Genomic DNA, 20,596 nt, shown 5'->3' with positions numbered 1-20,596 from the left:
CAGGGTCCGGGGCGCCCCCGTCGGCATGAGGCGGGACGCGTCGTGAGGCGCGTCGCCCCCGGGCGCGGTGCCCCGGTCCTCCCGGACCGGGGCACCGCGCCTTTCCCTTGCCGGTCTCTGGTGGTTCTCCTGCGAAACTCCGGCTCGCAATTTACCTATACCTGGTAAATAAGACATTTGGCTTAAGGTTGGCTCGATCGACCGCTCGACCACCAGCTCGACCGACGGACAGACGCGTGGAGGACCCGGACCCGTGACAGTGCACCTCTCCGAGAGGCGGGCCCCCGCCGCGGCCGCGCCCGTCATCCGCCCCCGGCGTCCCGGGGTCGTCGCGAAGGCCCCCCGGGTCCGCCGGCTGGCCATGGAACTGGCCCGCTTCTCCGTCGTCGGCGGCAGTGGCGTCGCCGTCAACGTCCTCTTCTTCAACCTGGCGCTCCACGGGCTGGGCTGGGCGCCGATGACCGCCACCGTGATCGCCAGCTGTGTCGCCATGGGCACGAACTACCTCGGCTTCCGCTTCTTCGCGTACCGGGACCGGGCCTCGCGCACCCGCGGCCAGATCGCCCTCTTCTTCGCGTTCAGCGGGCTCGGCGTCCTCATGGAGAGCGCGCTGTTCTATCTCGGCTACCACGGCCTGGGGATGAGCGGCTCGCTCGGGTCGAACATCGCCAAGGTGCTGTCCATCGTGCTGGCCTCGGCGTTCCGGTTCGTCGTCTACCGCACCTGGGTCTTCCAACACTCGAAGAGCGGACGATAACGACCCATAACGCGCAAAGGTGCCTACGATCAATAGGATGAACGTGGAACAGCAGCACCCGTCCGCCGAGCACGCGACCGAGCCGGCCGGACCCGGTGACGCGTCCGACGCCTCCCTTCCCGCGGCCGCCGGGCAGGGAGCGGCGTCCGGGCGGACCGCACCGGCCGTCTCCGTGGTCGTCATCGTCTACAACGACGCCGACCGGCTGCCCACGGCGGTCCGCTCGGTACTGGACCAGACGCTGCGCGCCGTCGAGGTCGTCATCGTCGACGACCGGAGCACCGACGACTCCTACGACGTGGCCCGCGGCCTGGCCGCCGCCCATCCCGGCCGGGTCCGCGCCTGCCGGCTGCCCGAGAACAGCGGCGGCTGCGGCGCCCCCCGCAACCGCGGCATCACCGAGGCCCGCGGCGACTTCGTGGTCTTCCTCGACAGCGACGACGTCCTGGAGCGCAACGCCTGCCGCAACATGCTGGAGGCCGCCGAGACCACCGGCGCCGACCTCGTCTCGGGCCTGTGCGTGCGCGTGCACGTCGACTCGCGCACGGGCAAGGAGGTCAAGTGGTACCCCTGGCTGTACGAGCGCACCCGCACGCTGGAGTCGATCTCCGAGCTGCCCGACCTGATGGTCTTCGACACCCTGTCGACGAACAAGTGCTACCGCCGGCGCTTCCTGCTCGACGAGGGACTGCGCTTCCCCGTCGGCATCCACTACGAGGACCTGCTCTTCTCCGCCCAGGCGTACGCCTCGGCCCGCCGCATCACCCTCATCCCCAACCGGGTGTACGACTGGCGGGTCGCGGACAAGGCGGCGGCGAAGTCCATCAGCAACCGGCGTGACGAGATCGCCAACTTCGCGCACCGCATGGAGATCCACCGGCGCGTCGACCGGCTCCTCGCCGACAAGGGCCTGCTGGAGCTGAAGTTCGCCAAGGACGTCAAGTTCCTCAAGCACGACCTCGTGCTGCACCTGCGCGAACTGCCCTTCCGGGACGCGGCCTACCGCGAGGAGTTCGCCGCCATCGCCCGGCAGTACCTGGAGTCCATCGACCGCGCCGCCTTCGACGAGGCCGAACCCATCCACGCCGTCTGCGCCTACCTCCTCCAGGTCAGCGACTGGGACAACCTGCTGCCCGCCGTGGACACCCTCGCCAACCGCGACAAGATCTCCTCGCCGCTCGTCGAACGCGACGGCCGCGTGTACTGGTGCGCCGAGCACCTCGACGACCCCTTCGGCCGCCACGTCCTGGACGTCACCGACCTCGGTTACCACGCCCGGCCCGTCGAGAAGATGTTCCTGCGCGACGAACTGACCTCCTACGAGCAGGGTCCCGGCGGCACCGTCCGGCTCGCCGGGCGCGTGACCAACCCGCTCGGGGTCGTTCCGCCGGACGCCCGGCTCACCGCCGAGCTGGAGTTCTACGCCCGGCGGCGCGGTGTGCGCTTCCGGACGTTCCGCTTTCCCGTGGCCCGGGTGTGGCACGCCGGCACCACCATCGCCTGGGAGGGCTCGGCGGACCTCACGGCCGTGCGCCCGCTCGGCGTCGTGGACACCGTCTGGGACGTACGGCTGCACCTCGACGTCGACGGGGTGCGCACCACCACACGCCTCACCGCCGCCGAACCCGGCCTGATCGCCGGCCGGTCTCCCCTCCGGCCCCGGCTCACCCGGCTGGTCGCCGACCGGTTCGAGCCGGTCGTCTCCACACGCGGGCACCTGTCCTACCGGCTGGTCCCGGACAAGAGGGCGAACGCCCTCGTGCAGCGCGGTGTGCACGGCCGTACCGGGGCGCTCGCCAAGTCGGGCTACCGCAAGGCGCGTTCGCTGCGCAAGGACCTCACCTCGGGACCTGCCAAGATCCGTCTCTACCACGAGGTGTTCAGCCGGCTGCCCGTCCGCCGCCGCCTCGTCGTCTTCGAGAGCCACCTGGGCCGCCAGTACAGCGACAGCCCCCGCGCCCTCTACGAGGAGATGCGCCGCCAGGGCCTGGAGTTCGACGCCGTCTGGTCCTACGCGGGCCGGCCCGACGGATTCCCGGACGACGCCACCCTCGTGCACCGCTGGTCGCTGCCCTACCTGCGGGCGCTCGCGCGGGCCGAGTTCTGGGTCGACAACCAGAGCTATCCGCTCAAGCTCACCAAGCGGCCGGCGACCACCTACCTCCAGACCTGGCACGGCTCCGCCCTCAAGCGGATGGGCTTCGACGAACCGGAGTGGAAGCTCAAGTCGCGTGCCGCGCAGGACGTGCAGCAGCGCACCCTGGACCGCTTCGACCGGTTCCTGATCCGCTCCGAGCACGACGTACGCACCCTCGCGCGGGCCTTCCGGCTCCAGGAACGGACCCTGCTGCGGGTCGGCTACCCGCGCAACGACGAGCTCGTGCGGGCGCGGACGGCGGAACAGGCCGGCGGAGCGCGGGAACGCGGTCCGCTGGCAGCGGAGTTGGGCATTCCCGAGGACAAGCAGATTCTGCTCTACGCCCCGACGTTCCGGAACCGGGGCGGCGGGCAGAAGCGGTTCGAGCTGCCCTTCGACGTGGAACGCTTCGCCGACACCTTCGGCGACCGCTACGTCCTGCTGGTCCGCTCCCACTACCTCAACCACGTCGTGCTGCCGCCGTCCGTGCGCGGGCGCGTCATCGACGTGAGCGCGCGGCACGACATGACCCCGCTGCTCGCGCTGGCCGACGGACTGATCACCGACTACTCGTCGGTGATGTTCGACTACGCCCTCCTCGACCGGCCGATGTTCTTCTTCGTCCACGACTACGAGGAATACGTGCACGAGGGGCGCGGAACCTACTTCGACCTGGTGGAGCGCGCTCCCGGACCCGTCGTGCGCACCGAGGACGAACTCCACGTCGTCCTCGGCTCACTGGAGGAACAGAGCGTCAAGTACGCCCCGAAACGCGAGCAGTTCGTGGCCGAGTTCGGCGAGTACGACCAGGGGACCGCGTCCCGCGACATCGTCGAGCAGTTCTTCGCGCACTGGAGGCGTGGATGACCGACCACCCGCAGCGGGACATCTTCTTCGTCTCCAACAGCGTCGACGAACTCGGCGGGGTGACCAGCTGGTCTCACCAGATGGCCCGCCTCTTCACGGAACGCGGGCACCGCGTGCACGTCATCGGGATCACCGACCCCGACGTCCCCCAGGAGCTGGGCGAACTCCCGTATCCGACCACGACGTTGTACGACGTCAGGCCGCCGCGGGTGCGATCGGCGAGCGGGCTGCGCGGGCGGGTCGACGTCGTCGAGCACCGGCGGCGCGCCGAGAGGGCGGCCGGGATGCGGGAACAGGCGGACCGGCTGACCGGGCTGCTGCGGGCGGCGCGGCCCGGCGGCGTCGTCATCGTCACCCAGGTGTGGGCCATGGAGTGGGTGGAGCTCGCCGACACCGACGGCCTGACCGTCGTCGGCATGAGTCACGAGTCCTTCGCCTACTCCCGGTCGACCTCGCGCTTCCGGCGGGTCCTGAAGCACTACGCGGACGTCGACCGGATGCTCGCGCTCACCCGCGAGGACGCCGACCTGTGGATCAGGCAGGGCCTGAACAACGCGTCCTTCATGCCGAATCCGCTGCCGTTCATGCCCGAGGTGCCCTCCCCGCGCACCGAGAACGTCGTCGTCAGCATCGGCCGCCTGCACGACCAGAAGGGCATCGACATGCTGCTCGACGCCTGGTCGGAGACGGCACCGCTGCACCCGGACTGGCGGCTGCGGATCTACGGTTCGGGGGAGGACGAGGAGATCCTCAAGAAGCAGTGCACGGCCCTCGGGCTGGACGACTCGGTCGACTGGATGGGCCGGACGAGCGACGTGCCCGGCGCGCTGCGCGGCGGCTCGGTGTTCGTGCTCTCCTCGCGGGGCGAGGGGTTCCCGCTCGCCGTCATGGAGGCCATGGCCGCCGGTGTCCCGTGTGCCGCCTTCGACTGCGCGCCCGGCGTCCACGAGATCATCCGGGACGGCGAGGACGGCCTCCTCGCGAACCTCGGCAACACCGGTGAACTGGCCCGCCGGCTGGACACGTTGATGTCCGACAAGGCCCTGCGGGACACGATGGGCGAGGCCGCGCGCGCGAACGTCCAGCGCTTCACCACCGACGCGGTCGTCCGCGGCTGGGAGGACCTGTTCGCGTTCCTGGAGCGCTGAGCGCTGAGCGCTGAGCGCCGGACACGGAACGCTCCGCGCCAGACGCCGTGCCGCCGCCGAGGGGCAGGTCGCCGGACGACGGACGGGACGCGGGCTTCGGCAGCCCGCGTCCCGTCCGGTTCGGGCTCGCTCGGGTCCCGCTACTTGCCCGTGAACTTCTCGTACTCCTTGAGGACGTCCTCGGTGGGTCCGTCCATGCGCAGTTCGCCGCGCTCCAGCCACAGCACGCGGTCGCAGGTGTCGCGGATCGACTTGTTGTTGTGGCTGACGAGGAACACCGTGCCCGCGCTCTTGCGCAGTTCGCGGATGCGGGCCTCGGAGCGCTTCTGGAAGGAGCGGTCACCGGTGGCGAGCGCCTCGTCGATCATCAGGACGTCGTGGTCCTTGGCCGCCGCGATGGAGAAGCGCAGCCGGGCCGCCATGCCGGAGGAGTAGGTCCGCATCGGCAGGGTGATGAAGTCGCCCTTCTCGTTGATGCCGGAGAAGTCGACGATCTCCTGGTACCGCTCCTTGACCTGCTCGCGGGACATGCCCATCGCGAGACCGCCGAGGTAGACGTTCCGCTCGCCGGTGAGGTCGTTCATCAGGGCCGCGTTCACGCCGAGCAGGGAGGGCTGGCCGTCCGTGTAGATCTTGCCGTTCTCCACGGGGAGCAGGCCCGCGACGGCCTTGAGCAGCGTGGATTTGCCGGAGCCGTTGGTGCCGATCAGGCCGATGGCCTCGCCCCGGTAGGCCGTGAACGACACGGACCTGACGGCGTGGACCTTGCGGACGCCCGCGGCCTTCTCGGTCTGCTTGCGACGCAGCATGCGGTTCAGGGCGGCGGTGGCGCTGCCGCGTCCGGCGCCGGTGCCGTTGACGCGGTAGACGATGTCGACGCTCTCGGCGATGACGGTGGGGACGCGTTCGGAGCCCGCTCCGGCCGCCGTCTCGGTGCCCTGCGGCGGGGCGTCCTGCGTCGTCACCTGCGTCTGCTGCGTGATGGTGTCAGCCACGGCCGTAGGTCTCCTCAGCCTTCCAGAAGTAGATGAAGCCGCCGACGCCGGCGACGAGCGCCCAGCCCACCGCGAGCGCCCAGACGTGGTGCGGCAGCTGGTGCGCGTGGAAGCTGTCGATGAGCGCGAAGCGCATCAGGTCGATGTAGACGGCCGCCGGGTTGCTCTCCAGCAAAACCATCGCCCAGTGCGGCAGCTTGTTGTTGCTGAGCACCTTGTCGATGCTCCACATGACACCCGAGACGTACATCCAGGTGCGCAGCAGGAACGGCATGAGCTGGGCGATGTCCGGGGTGCGGGCGCCCATCCGGGCCATGACCATAGCGACACCGGCGTTGAAGGTGAACTGGAGCACCAGCACCGGCACCGCGAGCAGCCACGAGGCGCTGACCGGCACTCCGAAGCAGAGCAGGATCACGACGAGCGCGGCCATCGAGAACAGCAGCTGCTGGAGCTGCTGGAGCGCGTAGGACACCGGGAGCGCGGCGCGCGGGAAGTGCAGGGCGCGGACCAGGCCCAGGCTGCCGGAGATCGCCCGGGTGCCCGCCATGATCGAGCTCTGCGTGAAGGTCCAGATGAAGACGCCGGTGACCAGGAACGGGATGTAGTCCGGGACGCCGTGCTTGGTGCCGAGCAGGATGCCGAAGATGAAGTAGTAGACCGCCGCGTTCAGCAACGGGGTCATCACCTGCCAGACCTGACCGAGCTTGGCCTGGCTGTACTGCGAGGTGAGCTTGGCGGTGGCGAACGCGGTGATGAAATGGCGCCGCGCCCACAGCTGGCGGACGTACGCCGGCAGGCTCGGGCGGGCGCCGCTGACGGTGAGGCCGTACCGGGCGGCGAAGGCCGCGGCGTCGTCGGCGGGGGAGGCCGGTGCCGCCGTCGCGGGCGGGGTGTGGAGGACCTGGCTCACATCCGTTGCTTTCGCTCGGGGGGTGGGGTGCGGGGCGTCCTGACCGTTTCGAGGACTGCTCTTTGCCGTTCTCTTACGTCGGGACGGGACCGTATCGTCGCAACGTGAGCGTAGGGCGGTCTACGTCGGAACGCAACCGTTTCGTCGTAACGGCCTATGCTGGTCCGTATGACCACGAACGCCGACACAGCCGCGAGTGCCGCCACGCCCGCGCCTGCCGACGGGAAGGCCCCGCGTCGCCGGGCTCCCGCCGGTGCGGCCGTCCTGAGGGAGGATGTGACCGAAGCAATCCGCGCCGCCGTCTTCGAGGAGCTCGCGGCGGTGGGGTACGCCCGGATGTCCATCGAGGGCATCGCCCGCCGGGCCGGGGTCGGCAAGACCGCGGTGTACCGGCGCTGGCGCTCCAAGCGCCATCTCGTGCTCGACCTGGTCTCGGCGATCGCCGTCCAGGGTCTGCCCGCCCCCGACACCGGCTCCCTGGAGGGCGACCTCCGTCTGCTCTACGAGGTCACCTCACGCGCCCTGCGGCATCCGGTCGCCGGGCAGATCATCCCCGACCTCCAGGCCGAGGCCGCCCGCAACCCCGAGATCGCGGACGCCCTCCAGAAGGCGCTGCGGGAGGGTCAGCAGGGTGTCGCGAGCGGCATCGTCGCCGCGGCCACCGCCCGGGGCGAGGTCCGCGAGGGCGCCGACCTCGACCTGGCCCTGGACCTGATGTCCGGCCCCCTGTACTGGCGGGCGGTCGTGGTCCGCGGCCCCAAACTCCCGAAGCCCTACCTGGCCACCCTGGCCCGCACCACGGCGGCGGCGCTCAGAGCGTTGTGATCCCGTCGACGGGTGTCCGGGGCCCGTCGGCCAGCCGGCCGGCGAGCCCCGCGAGGCCGTCCGCCCGCAGCACCCGCCCGCCCGAACCCGGCAGGGGGACGTGCAGGACCTCGGTCCAGCGGCCCGGGACGGCTTCGTCCCCGTACACGGCCCCGGCGAGGGCGCCGGTGACGGCGCCGACCGTGTCCGTGTCGCCGCCGAGGTCGACCGCCGCGCGCAGGGCGTCCTCGAAGGAGTCCGTCGTCCGCAGCGCCCACACCGCCGAGCCGAGGCAGGGCCAGACCGCGCCGTTGAACTCGGTCGCCCGGTCCGGGTGCCAGTCGCCGGCGAGGACGGTCGCGTAGCGGGCGCGATGGTCCGGGTGGACCGCGTCCAGGGTGTCGGGGAGCGCGGTGAGGGGGTCGTGCCCGACCAGGGCGGTGCGGATCAGTTCGTGGAGGATCGCCGTGCCCTCCCAGGCCGCTCGGTCGCCGTGGGTGAGCGCGGCGATCCGGCGGGCGGCGGACATCGTGACGTCCCGGCCGCAGGGGGCGAAGAACACGGCGGAGGTCGCGGCCCGCATCAACGAGCCGTTGCCGGCGGCGCGTTGACTGACCTGGAAGTGCAGGGCGGACGCGAGATCCCAGGGGTCGCCGCTGGTGAGGACCGCTTCCGTCTGGAGGCCGATGTCCTTCGGCTCGGCTGCCGCCCACTGCCGGAACCCGTCGAAGACGTCCGGGAGTTCGAGCCCGCCGTGCCGGACCAGTGACTCGCCGAGGACGACCGCCATCTGGGTGTCGTCGGTCGCCTCGCCGGGGTCCCAGCCGCCGCCTCCGCACATCTCCCCGCCCCGTCCGGGAGCGGGAAAGCGCCGCGTGAACGCCCCTTCCGGCCCGAACTCGAAGGGAGCGCCCAGCGCGTCGCCCACCGCGGAGCCGAGGATCGTGCCGATGGCGGTCATGGGGCGAGCGTACGGGGCGGCCCGGGCCGGTTCGGGGCCGCGGTTCCGGCACGGTCCGCGTGGGTGCGCCGCTCCGGGCAGGCCCTCGCGTCGGACCCGTCGGGTCGTCGCTCTGGTCGCCCTCAGTCCCGCTTCGCCTCCGGATGGCTGCGGGTCCAGCCGGCCCAGGCCGAGGTGATCATGTCGTCGACGTCGTGGCGGGCCTTCCAGGCGAGTTCCGTGGCGATGCGGTCGGCGGAGGCGACGACGCGGGACGGGTCGCCGGGGCGGCGGGGGGCGGTGACCGGCGGGCGGTCGTGGCCGGTGATCGCGTTGATGCGGTCGATCATCTCGCGGACCGAGACACCCTCGCCGCGGCCGATGTTGAGGGTCAGATCGGTGCCGGGGGAGGCCCGTAGCGCGCGGGCCGCGGCGACGTGGGCCTCGGCCAGGTCGACCACGTGGATGTAGTCACGGACGCAGGTGCCGTCGGGGGTCGGGTAGTCGTCGCCGAAGATGCGCGGCGGCGCGTTCTGCGTGAGCTTCTCGAAGACCATCGGGACGAGGTTGAAGACACCCACGTCGGCCAGCTCGGGGGTCGCCGCACCGGCCACGTTGAAGTAGCGCAGGGACGCCGTGGACAGGCCGGTGGCGCGGCCCGTCGCGCGCACCAGCCACTCGCCCGCGAGCTTCGTCTCGCCGTACGGGCTCATCGGCACGCAGGGCGTCTCCTCCGTCACCAACTCCACGTCCGGCATGCCGTACACCGCGGCCGAGGACGAGAAGACGAAGGCGGTCACGGACGCGGCGGTCACGGCCTCCAGCAGGACGCGCAGCCCCTCGACGTTCTCCCGGTAGTAGTGCAGGGGGAGTTCCACGGACTCGCCGACCTGCTTCTTCGCCGCCAGGTGGACGACTCCGGTGATCGCGTGTTCCGCGAGTGTCCGGGCCACCAGCTCGCCGTCCAGGGTCGAGCCCACCACCAGCGGGACGTCGGACGGCACCCGCTCGGCGATCCCCGTGGACAGGTCGTCGTAGACCACGGCGCTCTCGCCCGCCTCGCGCAGCGCGCGGACGACGTGCGCCCCGATGTAGCCGGCGCCGCCGGTGATCAGCCAGGTCATGTGGGTCGTCCCCTCGTCGGTGAGCCCCGTGGTGCTCCGTCGTCCGTCTCCGTGTGTCCCCGGGTATCAGTGAAGCAGGCGGCCGAGCCTGCGGCGCAGCACTTCGGTCATTCCTCGCCAACCGGACGCGGTGCGCAGGGCGAGCGCGCCCGCGTGGGTCCGGTACGGCTGCAGGAGGAGGACCCGGCCCACGGAGTGGTGGACGTCCAGGACGACGCGGCGGCGCAGCAGGCCGGAGCCGCCCAGCGCGTGCGCGGTGACCTCCCGGTCCGTGCCGTCGCCGAAGCGCAGCGTCAGGCGCAGGTCCCAGGTGCCCGGTGCCAGCTCCGACAGCTCCACCGGTGTCTCGCCCGTCCACACGTCGCCGTACCGGTCGGGCAGCAGGCGGGCCTCGCCGCGCAGGCCCGCCCTGCCGTCCTCGCGGCGGGTGAACACCACGTGCGCCGAGGCCGGACCCGCCTCCGCCACCCGCCCGTACAGCTCGTGCAGGCGCAGCCGCAGCCGGGTCGCCCGCGCGCCGACGTGCAGTTCGGCGTCGACGGCGAGGGGCAGCAGGTGGGCCGGGCGCTCCAGGAAGTGCTCCAGGGTGACCTGCGGGAGGTCCGAGGACCAGACCGGGGTGTCGTCGGAGGCGCGGGAGTACGGGGGGAGCAGCCGCGCCGGGCGGGCAGCGAGTTCGCGCAGACGGGGAAGGTCGCGCGGTGCGGGCGACGCGAGCAGCACACGGGCGATGAGGCGGCCGGGGGCGCTCGGGTTGAGGGTGAGGTCGGCCGCGTCGAACGTCGAGAGGTAGGCGCGGGTGTGGTCCCACCAGTCGCGGCGGTAGGCGGCGGTGCGCAGCTCCAGTTCCCGCGTGTACATCCGCAGGTCGTGGTCGAGGAACTTGGCGTGCACGGCGCGGGCGAGCCGCTTCTCGCCCGCGCCGAGGAGGATCTCGTACGCCGCCCGGTTCGCCTCGGTGCGCGCGCGCCAGTTGGAGATGTCCCCGCGGTCCAGGGAGATGGACAGCCGCTCGGCGTCGCGCCGCACGTGCCAGACGTACACGGTGTCCGGGATCAGCGCGACGCGCGGCGCTGCGGCCAGTACGCGCGCGCTGAAGACGTAGTCCTCGTAGGGGTGGCGGCCCTCGGGGAAGCGGATGGCGTGCTCGCGCAGGAAGTCGGTGCGGTACAGCTTGTTGACGCAGAGGGTGTCGTGCGCGAGACGGGGGCGCCGGGAGGGGTTGGGGAGCACCGCGGGGCCCGCGTAGAGCGCGCGCTCCCAGGGGACTTCCCGGCCCGACGGCAGCTCGCGGCGCACGCAGAGTCCGGCCGCGACCGGGACGCCGTGCGCCTCGGCGGTGCCGAGCAGGGCGTCCACCGCACCGGGAGGCAGGACGTCGTCGCTGTCGAGGAACATCACGTACGGGGCGGTGACCGCGTCGATGCCGTCGTTGCGCGGACTGCCGCAGCCGCCGCTGTTGACGGCCCGGTGGATCACCGTCAGGCGCGGCTCCTCGGCGGCGAGCGCGTCGAGGAGGGCGGCGCTGCCGTCCGTCGAGCAGTCGTCGACCGCGATCACCTCGCGCACGGCGTCGCCCTGGGCGAGGGCGGAGCGCACCGCGTCCGTCACATGGGCGGCGTCGTCGTAACCGATCACGACGACGCCGACCTTCGCGTGGTGAAGGGGATTCATGGCATCCATGGGCCGAAACAGTAGGAGTTGATGGTAATTGTCTATGAAGAGGTCATTACTGTCTTGTTCGGAGCAAGGTGGGCATTCGGTGTGGTCTCCGTGCCGCGGGGGGCGACAGGGGCCGGCCGGTGGCGGCTCGACGGGCACTCGACCGCCACAGCCGTACGAGTGACAGCCCCGCCGCGGTGGCCAGCAGGCCGTTGCGCACGAGCATCAGCAGGCAGCCCGTCCAGGTGCTGTGGATCACCTCGCCGTACATCGCCGGGTACACGACCGTGCTGACCGCCGTCGCCGCCACGATCAGCGCGGCGACCGGGCGTTGGGTGGTGTGCCGGGAGGTCAGGCAGACGGCGGCCAGGCCCAGCAGCCACACCATGTACTGGGGGCTGATCACCCGGCTCGTCACCGTGAACAGCAGGACGGCGGCGAGCGCCGCGTCGTAGGGGGTGGCCGCGGTCCAGTGCCGGGCCCGCACCCGCCACAGCAGCAGGACCCCGAACGCCGCGACGGTCAGGGCGAGCGAGGCGGCCGCGACCGAGCTGACGTAGGGGCCCACGAACTCCATGGCGCCGTACTGGTAGCGGGCCGTTCCGGGCCAGCCGGCGTGCCGCGCGAACCCCAGGACCGTGCCGCCGAGCGACTCGATCTGCACGCCCCGGCCGCCCTGCTGGCGCAGGAAGTCGAAGGGGTTGCTGAACGCGGCGGCGAGGACGGCGAGCAGCGCGGCGGCCGCGACCACGGCCGACGTCCAGGCCTCGCGGGTGGTCCGGCCCCGGGGCGTGCCGATCAGCGCCAGGGCGGGCCACACCTTCACCAGGGCGCCCAGCGCGGCCAGCGCCCCGCCCGCGCGCGGGGAGCGCGACAGCGCCAGCAGGGAGAGCACGGCGAAGGCGGTGACCTCCACGTCGTACCGGGCGAGCGGGATGTGCAGCAGCAGCGGGAGGCCGAGCACCCACAGCAGGGCGCCGCGCAGACTGCGGCCGGGCCGCCGCCCCGCACGCGTGAGGGCGACGGTGATCACCAGGTCCGCCACGAGGGTGAGCGCCACGAACGCCGTGACGTACGTCAGCCACGGCAGCAGGGCGGGCGCCAGCAGGACGGGACCCGCGCCGGGCGGGTACTGCCACAGCCGGTCGCCCGCCGGGAACGTGCCCTGGGAGAGGACGCCGTACCAGCGGAAGTAGAGATGTCCGACCTCGCGGGACACCCCGCCCCGGCCGAGGAGGCGGAGGTCGTCGTGGGCCAGGAGCCACAGCATCAGCGCGCGGGTGGCGAGCCAGGCGGCGGCGAGGGCAAGCGGGCGGAGGTTCCTGAGGGCGCTCATCAAGGCCGGATCGTAAGCCGCATGGATGGGCTATTGCGGGCGATACGCCGTCAATACCGGCCAAAGGTTGTTTAATAGCAAAAAATTTGGCCCATGGTGTATGCGTGGGTCAGGCGGTCGGCAGCGGGCCGTCCGGAGACAGTGGCTGTGCTCGTGCCCGTGCTCGTGATGCTCGCGATCGGGCTCTGGGGACTCGACCGCGGTGCCATGTGGCGCGACGAGGCGGTGACCTTCCAGGTCGCCCGGCGCTCGGTGCCCCAGATCTGGCACCTGCTGCACACCGTGGACGCCGTGCACGGCCTGTACTACCTCGGCATGCACGCCGTCCTCGCCCCGCACCCCGGCGAGATCGCCCTGCGCCTGCCCTCCGTCTGCGGCGCCGCCGCGACCGCCGGCCTGGTCGCCGCCCTCGGCGTCCGGCTGTGCCGGCCACGGGTCGGCCTGTGGGCGGGGCTCCTCTACGCCGTCACGCCCATGGCCGGCCACTTCGCTCAGGAGGGCCGCTCCTACGCGCTCGTCGCGGCCGGCGCGGCGGGGGCGACCCTGCTCCTGGTGCGGGCCGTGCCGTCCCCGCGGCCGGGTCCCTGGTGGGCGTACGGCAGCACCCTCGCCGTCACCTGCCTGCTGCACGAGATGGCCCTGCTCCTGCTGCTCGCGCATGCCTGCACGCTGGCCCTCGCGCGGCTTCCGGCGCGGATCTGGCGACGCTGGCTCACCTCCGCGGCGGGGGTGACCCTCGTCCTGCTGCCGCTGCTCCTGGTCTCACGGGGGCAGTCCGCGCAGGTCGCCTGGCTGTCGCGGACCGGGCTCCGCAGCGCGGAGCGCCTGCTCGACACGTTCACCGGCCCGGCGCGGATCGTGGTCCTGCCCTATCTCCTGCTCGCCGCCCTCGCGTTCGTGCCCGGCCTGCCCCGCCGCGGCGCGCTCACCCTCCCGGCCGTCGCCCTGCCCCTCGCCGCGGTGCCGCCCCTGGTGCTGCTGACCGTGTCGCGCTGGTGGCCCCTGTACGACGAGCGGTACGTCCTGTACGCGCTGGCCGGAGCCCCGCTCCTCGCGGCGGCCGGAGCCGACCGCCTCACCGGGCTGCTGCCCCGGCTCGTGCCGCACGCGGTCCTCAGCGGCGTCCTCGGCATCACCCTCGTCTTCGCGGTCCAGCTCCCGATCCTGCGTCAGGACCGCAGCCCCGACCGTCGCCCCGACAATCTGGCCGCGGTCTCCGCCGTCGCCCACCGCGAACTGCGCCCGGGCGACCCGGTGCTGTTCCTGCCCTCGCTCGCCCGGCGCGCGGCCCTGGCCTACCCGAGGGGGTTCCTGGGAATCCGCGACATCGCGCTGAGCGTCCCCGCCCCGGCGTCCGGCACCCTGTACGGCCAGGAGGCGGACGCCGCCGACCTGCGCCGCCGGCTGGCGGGCCTCGACCGGGTGTGGCTCGTCGCCGAGCCGTTCGCGACGGTGCCCTCCTGGTATCCGGACAGCCCCACCGAGCGCGTCAAACTCGCCGTGGTCGACGAGCAGTTCGTGCCCCGTGAGCAGGTCGTCCGCCGCGGGGTGACGATGCGTCTCTACGTGCGCAGGCCTATGCGGAGTCCGGCGTTTCCGACCGAGCCGCCCGGTCGAGAGCGGCCGTCAGTCGGTCGAGCCGGTCCCGGAGCTCTCGGATCTCCTCCAGGTCCGCCCCGGTAGCCGCCGCGATCCGCCGCGGCACGGACACCGCCCGCTCCCGCAGGGCGCCGCCCTCCTCGGTGAGCCGCACCTGCACGGACCGCTCGTCGCGCGTGCTGCGCTCACGCAGGACGAGGCCCGCCGCCTCCAGTCGCTTCAGCAGCGGCGAGAGCGTCCCCGAGTCGAGCCGCAGATGCTCGCCGAGCCGCTTCACGGGCAGCTCGCCGTGCTCCCACAGCACCAGCATCACCAGGTACTGCGGGTAGGTGAGCCCGAGGTCCTTGAGGATCACCCGGTAGACACCGCCGAAGGCGCGCGAGGCGGCGTTCAGCGAGAAGCAGATCTGCTGGTCGAGGCGGAGGAAGTCCCCGTCGGAGGGGGCCGGGGAGATCGGCGCGGGTGTCGCGGTCATGTCCTCAGGATAGCTCGTGCGAGCCATTAAGTTGTGCACAACTTAATTGCGTGCTCTAATTCTGGTCGTGGGGCCGCCGGACCGGCGCCCCGCCCAGGAATCGACTTGAGAGGGATGGTCCTCATGGACACGCTCTACACCGCAGTCGCCACCGCCACCCACGGCCGCGACGGCCGTGCGGTGAGCTCCGACGGCAAGCTCGACCTCCAGCTGGCGATCCCGGTGGAGATGGGCGGCAGCGGGCAGGGCACCAACCCCGAGCAGCTCTTCGCCGCCGGCTACGCCGCCTGTTTCGCGAGCGCCCTCGGCGTCGTCGGCCGCGCCGCGAAGGTCGACGTCTCCGAGGCCGCCGTGACCGGCGAGGTCGGCATCGGCAAGCAGGGCGAGGGCTTCGGCCTGGCCGTCACGCTCCGCGTCGAGCTGCCCGACACCGTGGACGAGGCCACCGGCCGCAAGCTGGTCGAGCAGGCCCACCAGGTCTGCCCCTACTCCAACGCCACCCGCGGCAACATCCCGGTCGAGCTCGTCATCGAGTAGCGGGCGGGCGAGGCCGGTCAGCGGCCGGTGCGCACCCCGGGGCGGGCCGCCGCGCCGGTGTCCCCGCCCCCGGCCGTCCCGGATCCCGTGCCGACCCGGGCCAGTACCTCCCCGGTCTCCCGGCTCCACGCCACCACCGTCGCCTCCTCGGGAACCCGCCGCCAGCGCGTCAGCAGCAGCCAGCGGACGTGGTACCGGCGGGCGACGGCGGTGCGTGCGGCCCGTGTCGAGGCCGGGTCGAGATAGGCGCGGACCGCCGCGACCCGCCGCCGCCGCTCGCCCTCGTCGAGGGCGGGGTCCGGCCAGGCGGGCGCGGCGAGGTCGGGGCCGTAACCCGCGATCAGGTGCACCGCGTAGTACCCGTCGGTGATGACCGCCTCACCCGGCCCGATGTGCCGGGCCGCCCAGTCGTACGTCGGCCAGTGCGGCGGCTGGTCGAAGCCGACCGGGTCCAGCGCGCGCGGCACCACCGCCCCGGCCTGCACGGTCAGGAACCCGGTCAGCGCGGCACAGGCCGCCACCCACCCCAGCAGCCGCCGCCCCCGGCTCCACGGCCGCGGCGCCGCCAGCTCCACCCCGAGTGCGAACTGGAGCGGCACGAGCGTGAGCCCGAGGATCCTGCCGTACGTGTAGTGCCCGCTCGCCCAGCCGTAGGCGACCACCGCGCAGTCCAGCGCGAACAGCAGCACCAGCGGGTCGCGCCATCCGTGCCCCCCGGGCCTGCGGGCGTTCCGGGCCCGCAGCCACAGGGCCGGCAGTCCGGCCAGGGCCAGCCAGAAGTGCCCGGGCATCCCCTCGTAGAGCCGCTCGTGCATGGCGTCCACGCTGCGGTCCCCGGTCAGCGCGAGGACGTCGAAGTAGGGCCAGGCGTACGCGACGAGGAGGGCCACCGCGGCCGTCAGCAGCCAGCGGCCCACGACGGCCGGGCGTCGGACGCGCCGCGAGCCCGCCACGAACGCCACGGCTCCGAGCGCCGCCGCGATCGCGGTGATCGGGTGGACGAGCAGGATCAGCCCGTACAGCCCGCCGAGCGCCGCGTACCCCCACCAGCTGCTGAGACCCGCCGGGCCGACGAAGCGGACCGGGCCGCCGGTGGTGCCCGCCGCGCGCGTGGCCGTGAGCGCCCAGGCCCAGAAGGTCAGTCCGATGGCGAACGTCGACGGATAGCCGAGGTTGCCGGTCATCGACATCAGCCCGAGATAGCCGCTCCACCAGGCCCGCTCGGTGCCCCAGAGCAGCACCATCGCGCACAGGCAGAGGACCGGCGCCCACGGCCGGGGTGTCAGGCTCCGCACGAAACGGCCGATGCCCGTCAGCAGCACCAGCAGGTTCACCGGTCCGGACAGCCGCACCACCGCCCAGCCGCCGAGCCCGGTCAGCCGGGCGAACGCGCCCTGCGCCACCGCGTACGGCGAGTAGTACGGGCTGCCCGCTCCCGGCAGGTCCGCCATCGGGTGCAGCGGATGGAGCAGATGAGCCCGCAGACGCTCGACGACCGCCGCGTGCTGGCCCGCGTCGCAGCACAGCGGGACCCGCCAGTAGGCGAGTGTCACCACCAGCCAGAACAGGCCGCCGAACAGCTGGTACGGCGTCGGGCGCCAGGTGCCGCCGCCGCGCAGTGCCGTCGCGCCCCGGACGGCCCCCCGCCGGGCGAGGACATCGGCGCTCATCGGGCGGCGGGCAAGGCGGGCTCAACGGTTTGTGGCATCTGCGGTATATGCCCGTCGGTGCCGGGCCGCTAGCCCAGGATCACCTCATCGGGCGACCTCGGTGTCCCGCCGGGCGGGCCCCGGCACCGCGCCGGAGGGGGCCCGTACGCCCGGACGGACGACCGCGTCCAGGAGCAGCGGCAGACCGACCACCGGGAGCAGCCACAGCACCACGATCAGCCGGTCGCCCCAGATGTTGATGTCCGGGTGCCCCGCCTGGTTGAGCACCCCGGTGAGCGCCGCCGCCAGCAGGAAGGGCGCGAAGGCGCGGTGCCGCCGCAGCGCACCCCACCCGGCCGCCAGCACGGCCGCCAGGAACAGCGGCTCCCACAGCTGCCGGCGCAGCCACTCGATCCAGAACGCGCTCTCCAGGTGGAAGAACTCCGGCCACGGACGGGCCCGGTCGGGGCGGGAGAAGTGCCCGGTCAGGAGATCCTGGAGGCTTTCCGACTCGGAGGGATAGTGGAGCAGCCTCGCGAGCAGCACGGTGCCGAGCGCCGCACAGCCGGCGACCACCCCGAGCGTCCGCAACGGCCCGTCCCAGCGGCGCCGGCGCACCAGGTGCAGCGCGCAGACGGCGGCCAGACACAGGCCGAGGAAGAGGGCCTGCGAATGCTTGACCGTGAAGAGGACGGCCAGCGACCCGCCCACCAGCCAGGTCCCGGCCCGCGCGCGGCCCTCCAGGAGCAGCGCGCAGCCCCACAGCGCCGCCAGCGTGACCGTCATCATCAGGCCCTCGGTCATCGGGCGCATCGCCGTCGTCCCGCACGGCAGGACGTAGAAGAGCGCCTGACCGGTCAGGGCCGCGCCGGTGGAGGTGCGCAGGGTCCGCAGCACGAGGAACACGAGAACGCCCCCGGCCACCGTCACGAGGACACTCGACACCCACAGACCCCACGTCACCCCGAGGACCGTGACGAACGGCACCAGCAGCACCGGATAGCCGGGCCGCACCTCGAAGATCCGCATGAAGCGGGGCGGCATGAACGGCACCGTGCGGCCGGCCGTCTGGCCGGCCGCGAGCCGCGCGGACACCCCCCGCCACTCGGCACGACGGCACTCCTCGACCACCCGGCGCGTCGGACTGGCGCGGTGGAAGCGCACCACGTCGACGGCCTGGTTGCGGCGGGCGACCGACGCCCTGCTCGCGCACGCGTAGTCGATCGTCCGGGCGGCGGCCTCGTGCTTGCTGTCGCCGCCCAGACTCAGCGCGTACGACAGGTAGTTCTTGGTGTCGGGGGTGTCCCGGCCGGTGATGTTGGCGAGCTGGAGCACGGCGAAGACCACGGCGATCACCACCACCCAGCCGCGCGGGGACCGCGGCCGGCGCAGTGCCCGCGACCAGGAACGCGCGGAGCGCGCGGCCGTCGGGGCGCTCACGAGGACGCGAGGACGTCGTGTCCCGCCTGCGCGGGAACCGCGACGGCCGCGGCAGGGACATCGGGCCGCTCGCCGAGCATCAGCGTCCGCACCACCCGCTCCGCGGCCCTCCCGTCGTCGAACTCGCAGAACCGCGCCCGGAATCCCGCCCGCAGCCGCGCCGACTCCGCGTCCCGCCACGACCCCGACGCGAACAGCCACGCCAACTCCCGCTGGGTGCCCGCCACATGGCCCGGCGCGTCCGAGGTGACGTCGAAATAGACGCCCCGGCTCGCCGCATAGGCGCCCCAGTCGTCGGCGAGGAGCACGATCGGCCGGTCGAGGTTGGCGTAGTCGAACATCAGAGCCGAGTAGTCGGTGACCAGGGCGTCGGAGGCGAGCATCACGTCCTCGACGGACGGCTCGTCCGTCGCGTCGACCAGCACCCCCCGCCGGTGCAGCTCGGCCAGGCCCATCCCGCGCGCCGGACCGTCCGCGAGCGAGGGATGCAGCCGTACGACCAGGGTGTGGCCGTCCCCGAGATCGTCCGCGAACCGGGCCAGGTCGAGCCGGTCGGCATGCCCGCCGCGCACGTAGTCGCGGCGCGTCGGCGCGTACAGCACCACCCGGTTCTCCGCCGGGATACCGAGGCGGGCGCGGACCGCGGCCCCGGCCCCCTCCTCGGAGCGGCCCCGCACGAGGACGTCGTTGCGCGGACTGCCGGTGCGCAGCGAGGCGAAGTGGCAGGGATAGGCCCGGTCCCAGACCAGCTCCGAATGCCGGTTCGCGACCAGGCTGTAGTCCCACCGGTCGGCGCGGCGCAGCATCTGCGGCACGTCGAAGCCCTGGCGGGCACCGGGCTTGTGCAGCAGGTCCGCGGCCATGAACTTCAGTGGGGTGCCCTGATGCGTGTGGATGTGGACGCTGCCGGGGCGCTTCACCAGGGAGCCCGGCCAGTTGACGTTGTTCACGAAGTACGTGGCCCGCGCGGTCACCCGCCGGTAGCGGGGCGAGTCGAGCAGGACGTGCTCGGTGCCGGGCGGCAGCAGCACCGCCTGTTCCTCGTCGCGGACGACCCACACGCCCCGGATGTGCGGCGCGAGTTCACGCGCGGCCGTGTACACGGCCGCCGGGTCGCCGAGGACCCCGCGGTGCGAGAACGCCGAGTACACCGCGAGGTTCGGGTCCAGAGGCCGGTGTTCGTGCAGCGTGGACCAGCCGCGCTTGACCCGCACGGTCGCCGCCCTGCGCACCTGCTGCCCGCGCCGGCTCAGCTCCCGTCCCGTCCGCACCGCCTGCCGTCGCAGCCGGTACCGCGTGAACCCGCCCTCCAGCACCCGCAGTTCGGGCGGCACGGGACCGCTCCGGTGCTTGCGGAACAGCGCTGCCGTCAGCCGGAAGAACTCGGCCTTGTCACCCTCCGGCAGCCGGTCCGGCTTGGAGAGGATGTCGAGACAGTGCTCGCCCATCTTGTGGTGCAGGTAGGGGCGCCAGCTCGACAGCTCGGGCCGGGCGTCGACGAACGCGAAGACCCGCTCGTACTGGTCGTGGATGTCGAAGTGCTTACGGCTGGTGGTGGACAGGATGTTGCCCTGCCGGCGCTGCCGGTAGGCGAGGCAGATCCGGTCCAGCGCGGCGATCCGCCGGGCGCTGAGCATCACCGGGAACGTCCACGGCGTGTCCTCGTAGTAGCCGGGCGGGAAGGCGAAGCCCTCCGTCTCGACGAACCCGCGCCGGTAGACCTTGTTCCACACCACCATCAACAGGTCGAGGATCTCCGGGTGTTCGGACGCCGAGAAGGTCCCGGCGCCGGCCTCCGCGAGCACCCGGGCGAGCACGTTCCTGCGGGTGCCGCCCCACCAGTAGGTGCGGGCGTAGTCGAAGACCAGCACGTCCGGGTCCGCGGTCTCCTCCAGCCGGTCGGCGACGGCGCGCAGCGCCCCCCGCGTGAGGGTGTCGTCGCTGTCGAGGAAGAACAGGTAGTCCCCGGTGGCCAGGGGCATGCCCGCGTTGCGCGCGCGGCCGAGTCCCACGTTCTCCGGCAGGTGCAGCACCCGCACGCGCGGGTCGCGGTCCGCGTACTCGTCGAGGATCGCTCCGCAGCCGTCCGGGGAGCAGTCGTCGACGGCGATCACCTCGAGGTCCGTGTACGACTGCTCCAGGACCGAGTCGAGACACTCGCGCAGAAAGCCCTGCACCTTGAAGACGGGGACGATGATGCTGAAGCGGGGCAC

The 20,596-nt window shown here is 72.6% G+C and carries 16 protein-coding genes; 6 read left to right on the top strand and 10 right to left on the bottom strand.

Annotation, left to right across the window (positions count from 1 at the left end):
- Positions 1 to 253: 253 nt before the first annotated feature.
- From B0675_RS05450 to B0675_RS05440, 3 genes are read left to right on the top strand one after another with little or no spacing between them, the layout of a single operon-like run.
- Positions 254 to 757, top strand: a complete 504-nt coding sequence (locus tag B0675_RS05450) for a GtrA family protein (RefSeq protein ID WP_241539704.1) — start codon at positions 254 to 256, stop codon at positions 755 to 757.
- 37 nt (positions 758 to 794) lie between these two features.
- Positions 795 to 3,761 (top strand): CDP-glycerol glycerophosphotransferase family protein, encoded by a 2,967-nt coding sequence (locus tag B0675_RS05445; protein ID WP_081217616.1) that lies wholly within the window; start codon positions 795 to 797, stop codon positions 3,759 to 3,761.
- The gene (locus B0675_RS05440; RefSeq protein ID WP_081217615.1) at positions 3,758 to 4,909 is read left to right on the top strand and encodes a glycosyltransferase; all 1,152 of its coding nucleotides are present in this window, start codon (positions 3,758 to 3,760) and stop codon (positions 4,907 to 4,909) included. Before B0675_RS05445 ends, B0675_RS05440 begins: the two co-directional genes overlap by 4 nt.
- A gap of 140 nt (positions 4,910 to 5,049) precedes the next feature.
- On the opposite strand, the gene B0675_RS05435 is transcribed toward B0675_RS05440, so the two are convergent.
- On the bottom strand, positions 5,050 to 5,874 hold the full coding sequence (locus B0675_RS05435) for an ABC transporter ATP-binding protein (protein WP_081221602.1): 825 nt from the start codon (positions 5,872 to 5,874) through the stop codon (positions 5,050 to 5,052).
- Between the two features lie 22 nt (positions 5,875 to 5,896).
- Positions 5,897 to 6,817: an ABC transporter permease gene (locus tag B0675_RS05430; protein ID WP_081217614.1), complete on the bottom strand. Its 921-nt coding sequence runs from the start codon at positions 6,815 to 6,817 to the stop codon at positions 5,897 to 5,899.
- 156 nt (positions 6,818 to 6,973) lie between these two features.
- Here B0675_RS05430 and B0675_RS05425 point away from each other — a divergent pair, with 156 nt between their 5' ends.
- Entirely contained in the window at positions 6,974 to 7,642 is a 669-nt protein-coding gene (locus B0675_RS05425) for a TetR/AcrR family transcriptional regulator (protein ID WP_081217613.1), read from the top strand.
- Here B0675_RS05425 and B0675_RS05420 read toward each other — a convergent pair.
- From B0675_RS05420 to B0675_RS05405, 4 genes are all read right to left on the bottom strand, one after another.
- Positions 7,629 to 8,582 (bottom strand): ADP-ribosylglycohydrolase family protein, encoded by a 954-nt coding sequence (locus tag B0675_RS05420; protein WP_081217612.1) that lies wholly within the window; start codon positions 8,580 to 8,582, stop codon positions 7,629 to 7,631. The two genes, B0675_RS05425 and B0675_RS05420, sit on opposite strands and share 14 nt — an antisense overlap.
- 122 nt (positions 8,583 to 8,704) lie before the next feature.
- Positions 8,705 to 9,685, bottom strand: a complete 981-nt coding sequence (gene galE / locus B0675_RS05415; protein ID WP_081217611.1) for a UDP-glucose 4-epimerase GalE — start codon at positions 9,683 to 9,685, stop codon at positions 8,705 to 8,707.
- A 66-nt stretch (positions 9,686 to 9,751) separates the two neighbouring features.
- Positions 9,752 to 11,368 (bottom strand): glycosyltransferase family 2 protein, encoded by a 1,617-nt coding sequence (locus B0675_RS05410; protein ID WP_081217610.1) that lies wholly within the window; start codon positions 11,366 to 11,368, stop codon positions 9,752 to 9,754.
- 46 nt (positions 11,369 to 11,414) lie between these two features.
- Entirely contained in the window at positions 11,415 to 12,683 is a 1,269-nt protein-coding gene (locus B0675_RS05405; RefSeq protein WP_179165251.1) for a glycosyltransferase 87 family protein, read from the bottom strand.
- 153 nt (positions 12,684 to 12,836) lie between these two features.
- Here B0675_RS05405 and B0675_RS05400 point away from each other — a divergent pair, with 153 nt between their 5' ends.
- Complete coding sequence (locus tag B0675_RS05400) at positions 12,837 to 14,366, top strand: glycosyltransferase family 39 protein (RefSeq protein ID WP_347108085.1); 1,530 nt, start codon at positions 12,837 to 12,839, stop codon at positions 14,364 to 14,366.
- Here the strand turns inward: B0675_RS05400 and B0675_RS05395 are convergent.
- Positions 14,260 to 14,757: a MarR family transcriptional regulator gene (locus tag B0675_RS05395; RefSeq protein ID WP_081217607.1), complete on the bottom strand. Its 498-nt coding sequence runs from the start codon at positions 14,755 to 14,757 to the stop codon at positions 14,260 to 14,262. The genes B0675_RS05400 and B0675_RS05395 overlap by 107 nt on opposite strands.
- Before the next feature lie 123 nt (positions 14,758 to 14,880).
- Between B0675_RS05395 and B0675_RS05390 the strand changes: the two genes are divergently transcribed.
- A complete protein-coding gene (locus B0675_RS05390) occupies positions 14,881 to 15,294 on the top strand; it encodes an organic hydroperoxide resistance protein (protein ID WP_081221601.1) in 414 nt (137 codons plus the stop codon).
- 17 nt (positions 15,295 to 15,311) lie between these two features.
- On the opposite strand, the gene B0675_RS05385 is transcribed toward B0675_RS05390, so the two are convergent.
- The 3 genes from B0675_RS05385 to B0675_RS05375 form a co-directional block, all read right to left on the bottom strand.
- Positions 15,312 to 16,964: a hypothetical protein gene (locus B0675_RS05385; RefSeq protein WP_241539703.1), complete on the bottom strand. Its 1,653-nt coding sequence runs from the start codon at positions 16,962 to 16,964 to the stop codon at positions 15,312 to 15,314.
- Positions 16,965 to 17,048: 84 nt separating this feature from the next.
- Complete coding sequence (locus B0675_RS05380; protein WP_107482756.1) at positions 17,049 to 18,305, bottom strand: hypothetical protein; 1,257 nt, start codon at positions 18,303 to 18,305, stop codon at positions 17,049 to 17,051.
- Between the two features lie 74 nt (positions 18,306 to 18,379).
- Positions 18,380 to 20,596 carry a bifunctional glycosyltransferase/CDP-glycerol:glycerophosphate glycerophosphotransferase gene (locus tag B0675_RS05375; RefSeq protein WP_081217606.1) on the bottom strand — a complete coding sequence of 739 codons (2,217 nt, stop codon included), beginning with the start codon at positions 20,594 to 20,596 and terminating at the stop codon, positions 18,380 to 18,382.

The sequence above is a fragment of the Streptomyces sp. M41(2017) genome, from assembly GCF_002078175.1.
GTDB lineage: Bacteria > Actinomycetota > Actinomycetes > Streptomycetales > Streptomycetaceae > Streptomyces.
This window is presented reverse-complemented; position numbering and strand designations above follow the sequence as displayed.

What these genes read in the sequence shown, in the direction of transcription:
- B0675_RS05420 (WP_081217612.1), bottom strand. Translation starts at nt 8,582, where the DNA reads ATGACCGCCATCGGCACGATCCTCGGCTCCGCGGTGGGCGACGCGCTG.
- B0675_RS05445 (WP_081217616.1), top strand. Translation starts at nt 795, where the DNA reads ATGAACGTGGAACAGCAGCACCCGTCCGCCGAGCACGCGACCGAGCCG.
- B0675_RS05385 (WP_241539703.1), bottom strand. Translation starts at nt 16,964, where the DNA reads ATGAGCGCCGATGTCCTCGCCCGGCGGGGGGCCGTCCGGGGCGCGACG.
- B0675_RS05390 (WP_081221601.1), top strand. Translation starts at nt 14,881, where the DNA reads ATGGACACGCTCTACACCGCAGTCGCCACCGCCACCCACGGCCGCGAC.
- B0675_RS05440 (WP_081217615.1), top strand. Translation starts at nt 3,758, where the DNA reads ATGACCGACCACCCGCAGCGGGACATCTTCTTCGTCTCCAACAGCGTC.
- galE (WP_081217611.1), bottom strand. Translation starts at nt 9,685, where the DNA reads ATGACCTGGCTGATCACCGGCGGCGCCGGCTACATCGGGGCGCACGTC.
- B0675_RS05425 (WP_081217613.1), top strand. Translation starts at nt 6,974, where the DNA reads ATGCTGGTCCGTATGACCACGAACGCCGACACAGCCGCGAGTGCCGCC.
- B0675_RS05395 (WP_081217607.1), bottom strand. Translation starts at nt 14,757, where the DNA reads ATGACCGCGACACCCGCGCCGATCTCCCCGGCCCCCTCCGACGGGGAC.
- B0675_RS05410 (WP_081217610.1), bottom strand. Translation starts at nt 11,368, where the DNA reads ATGGATGCCATGAATCCCCTTCACCACGCGAAGGTCGGCGTCGTCGTG.
- B0675_RS05405 (WP_179165251.1), bottom strand. Translation starts at nt 12,683, where the DNA reads ATGAGCGCCCTCAGGAACCTCCGCCCGCTTGCCCTCGCCGCCGCCTGG.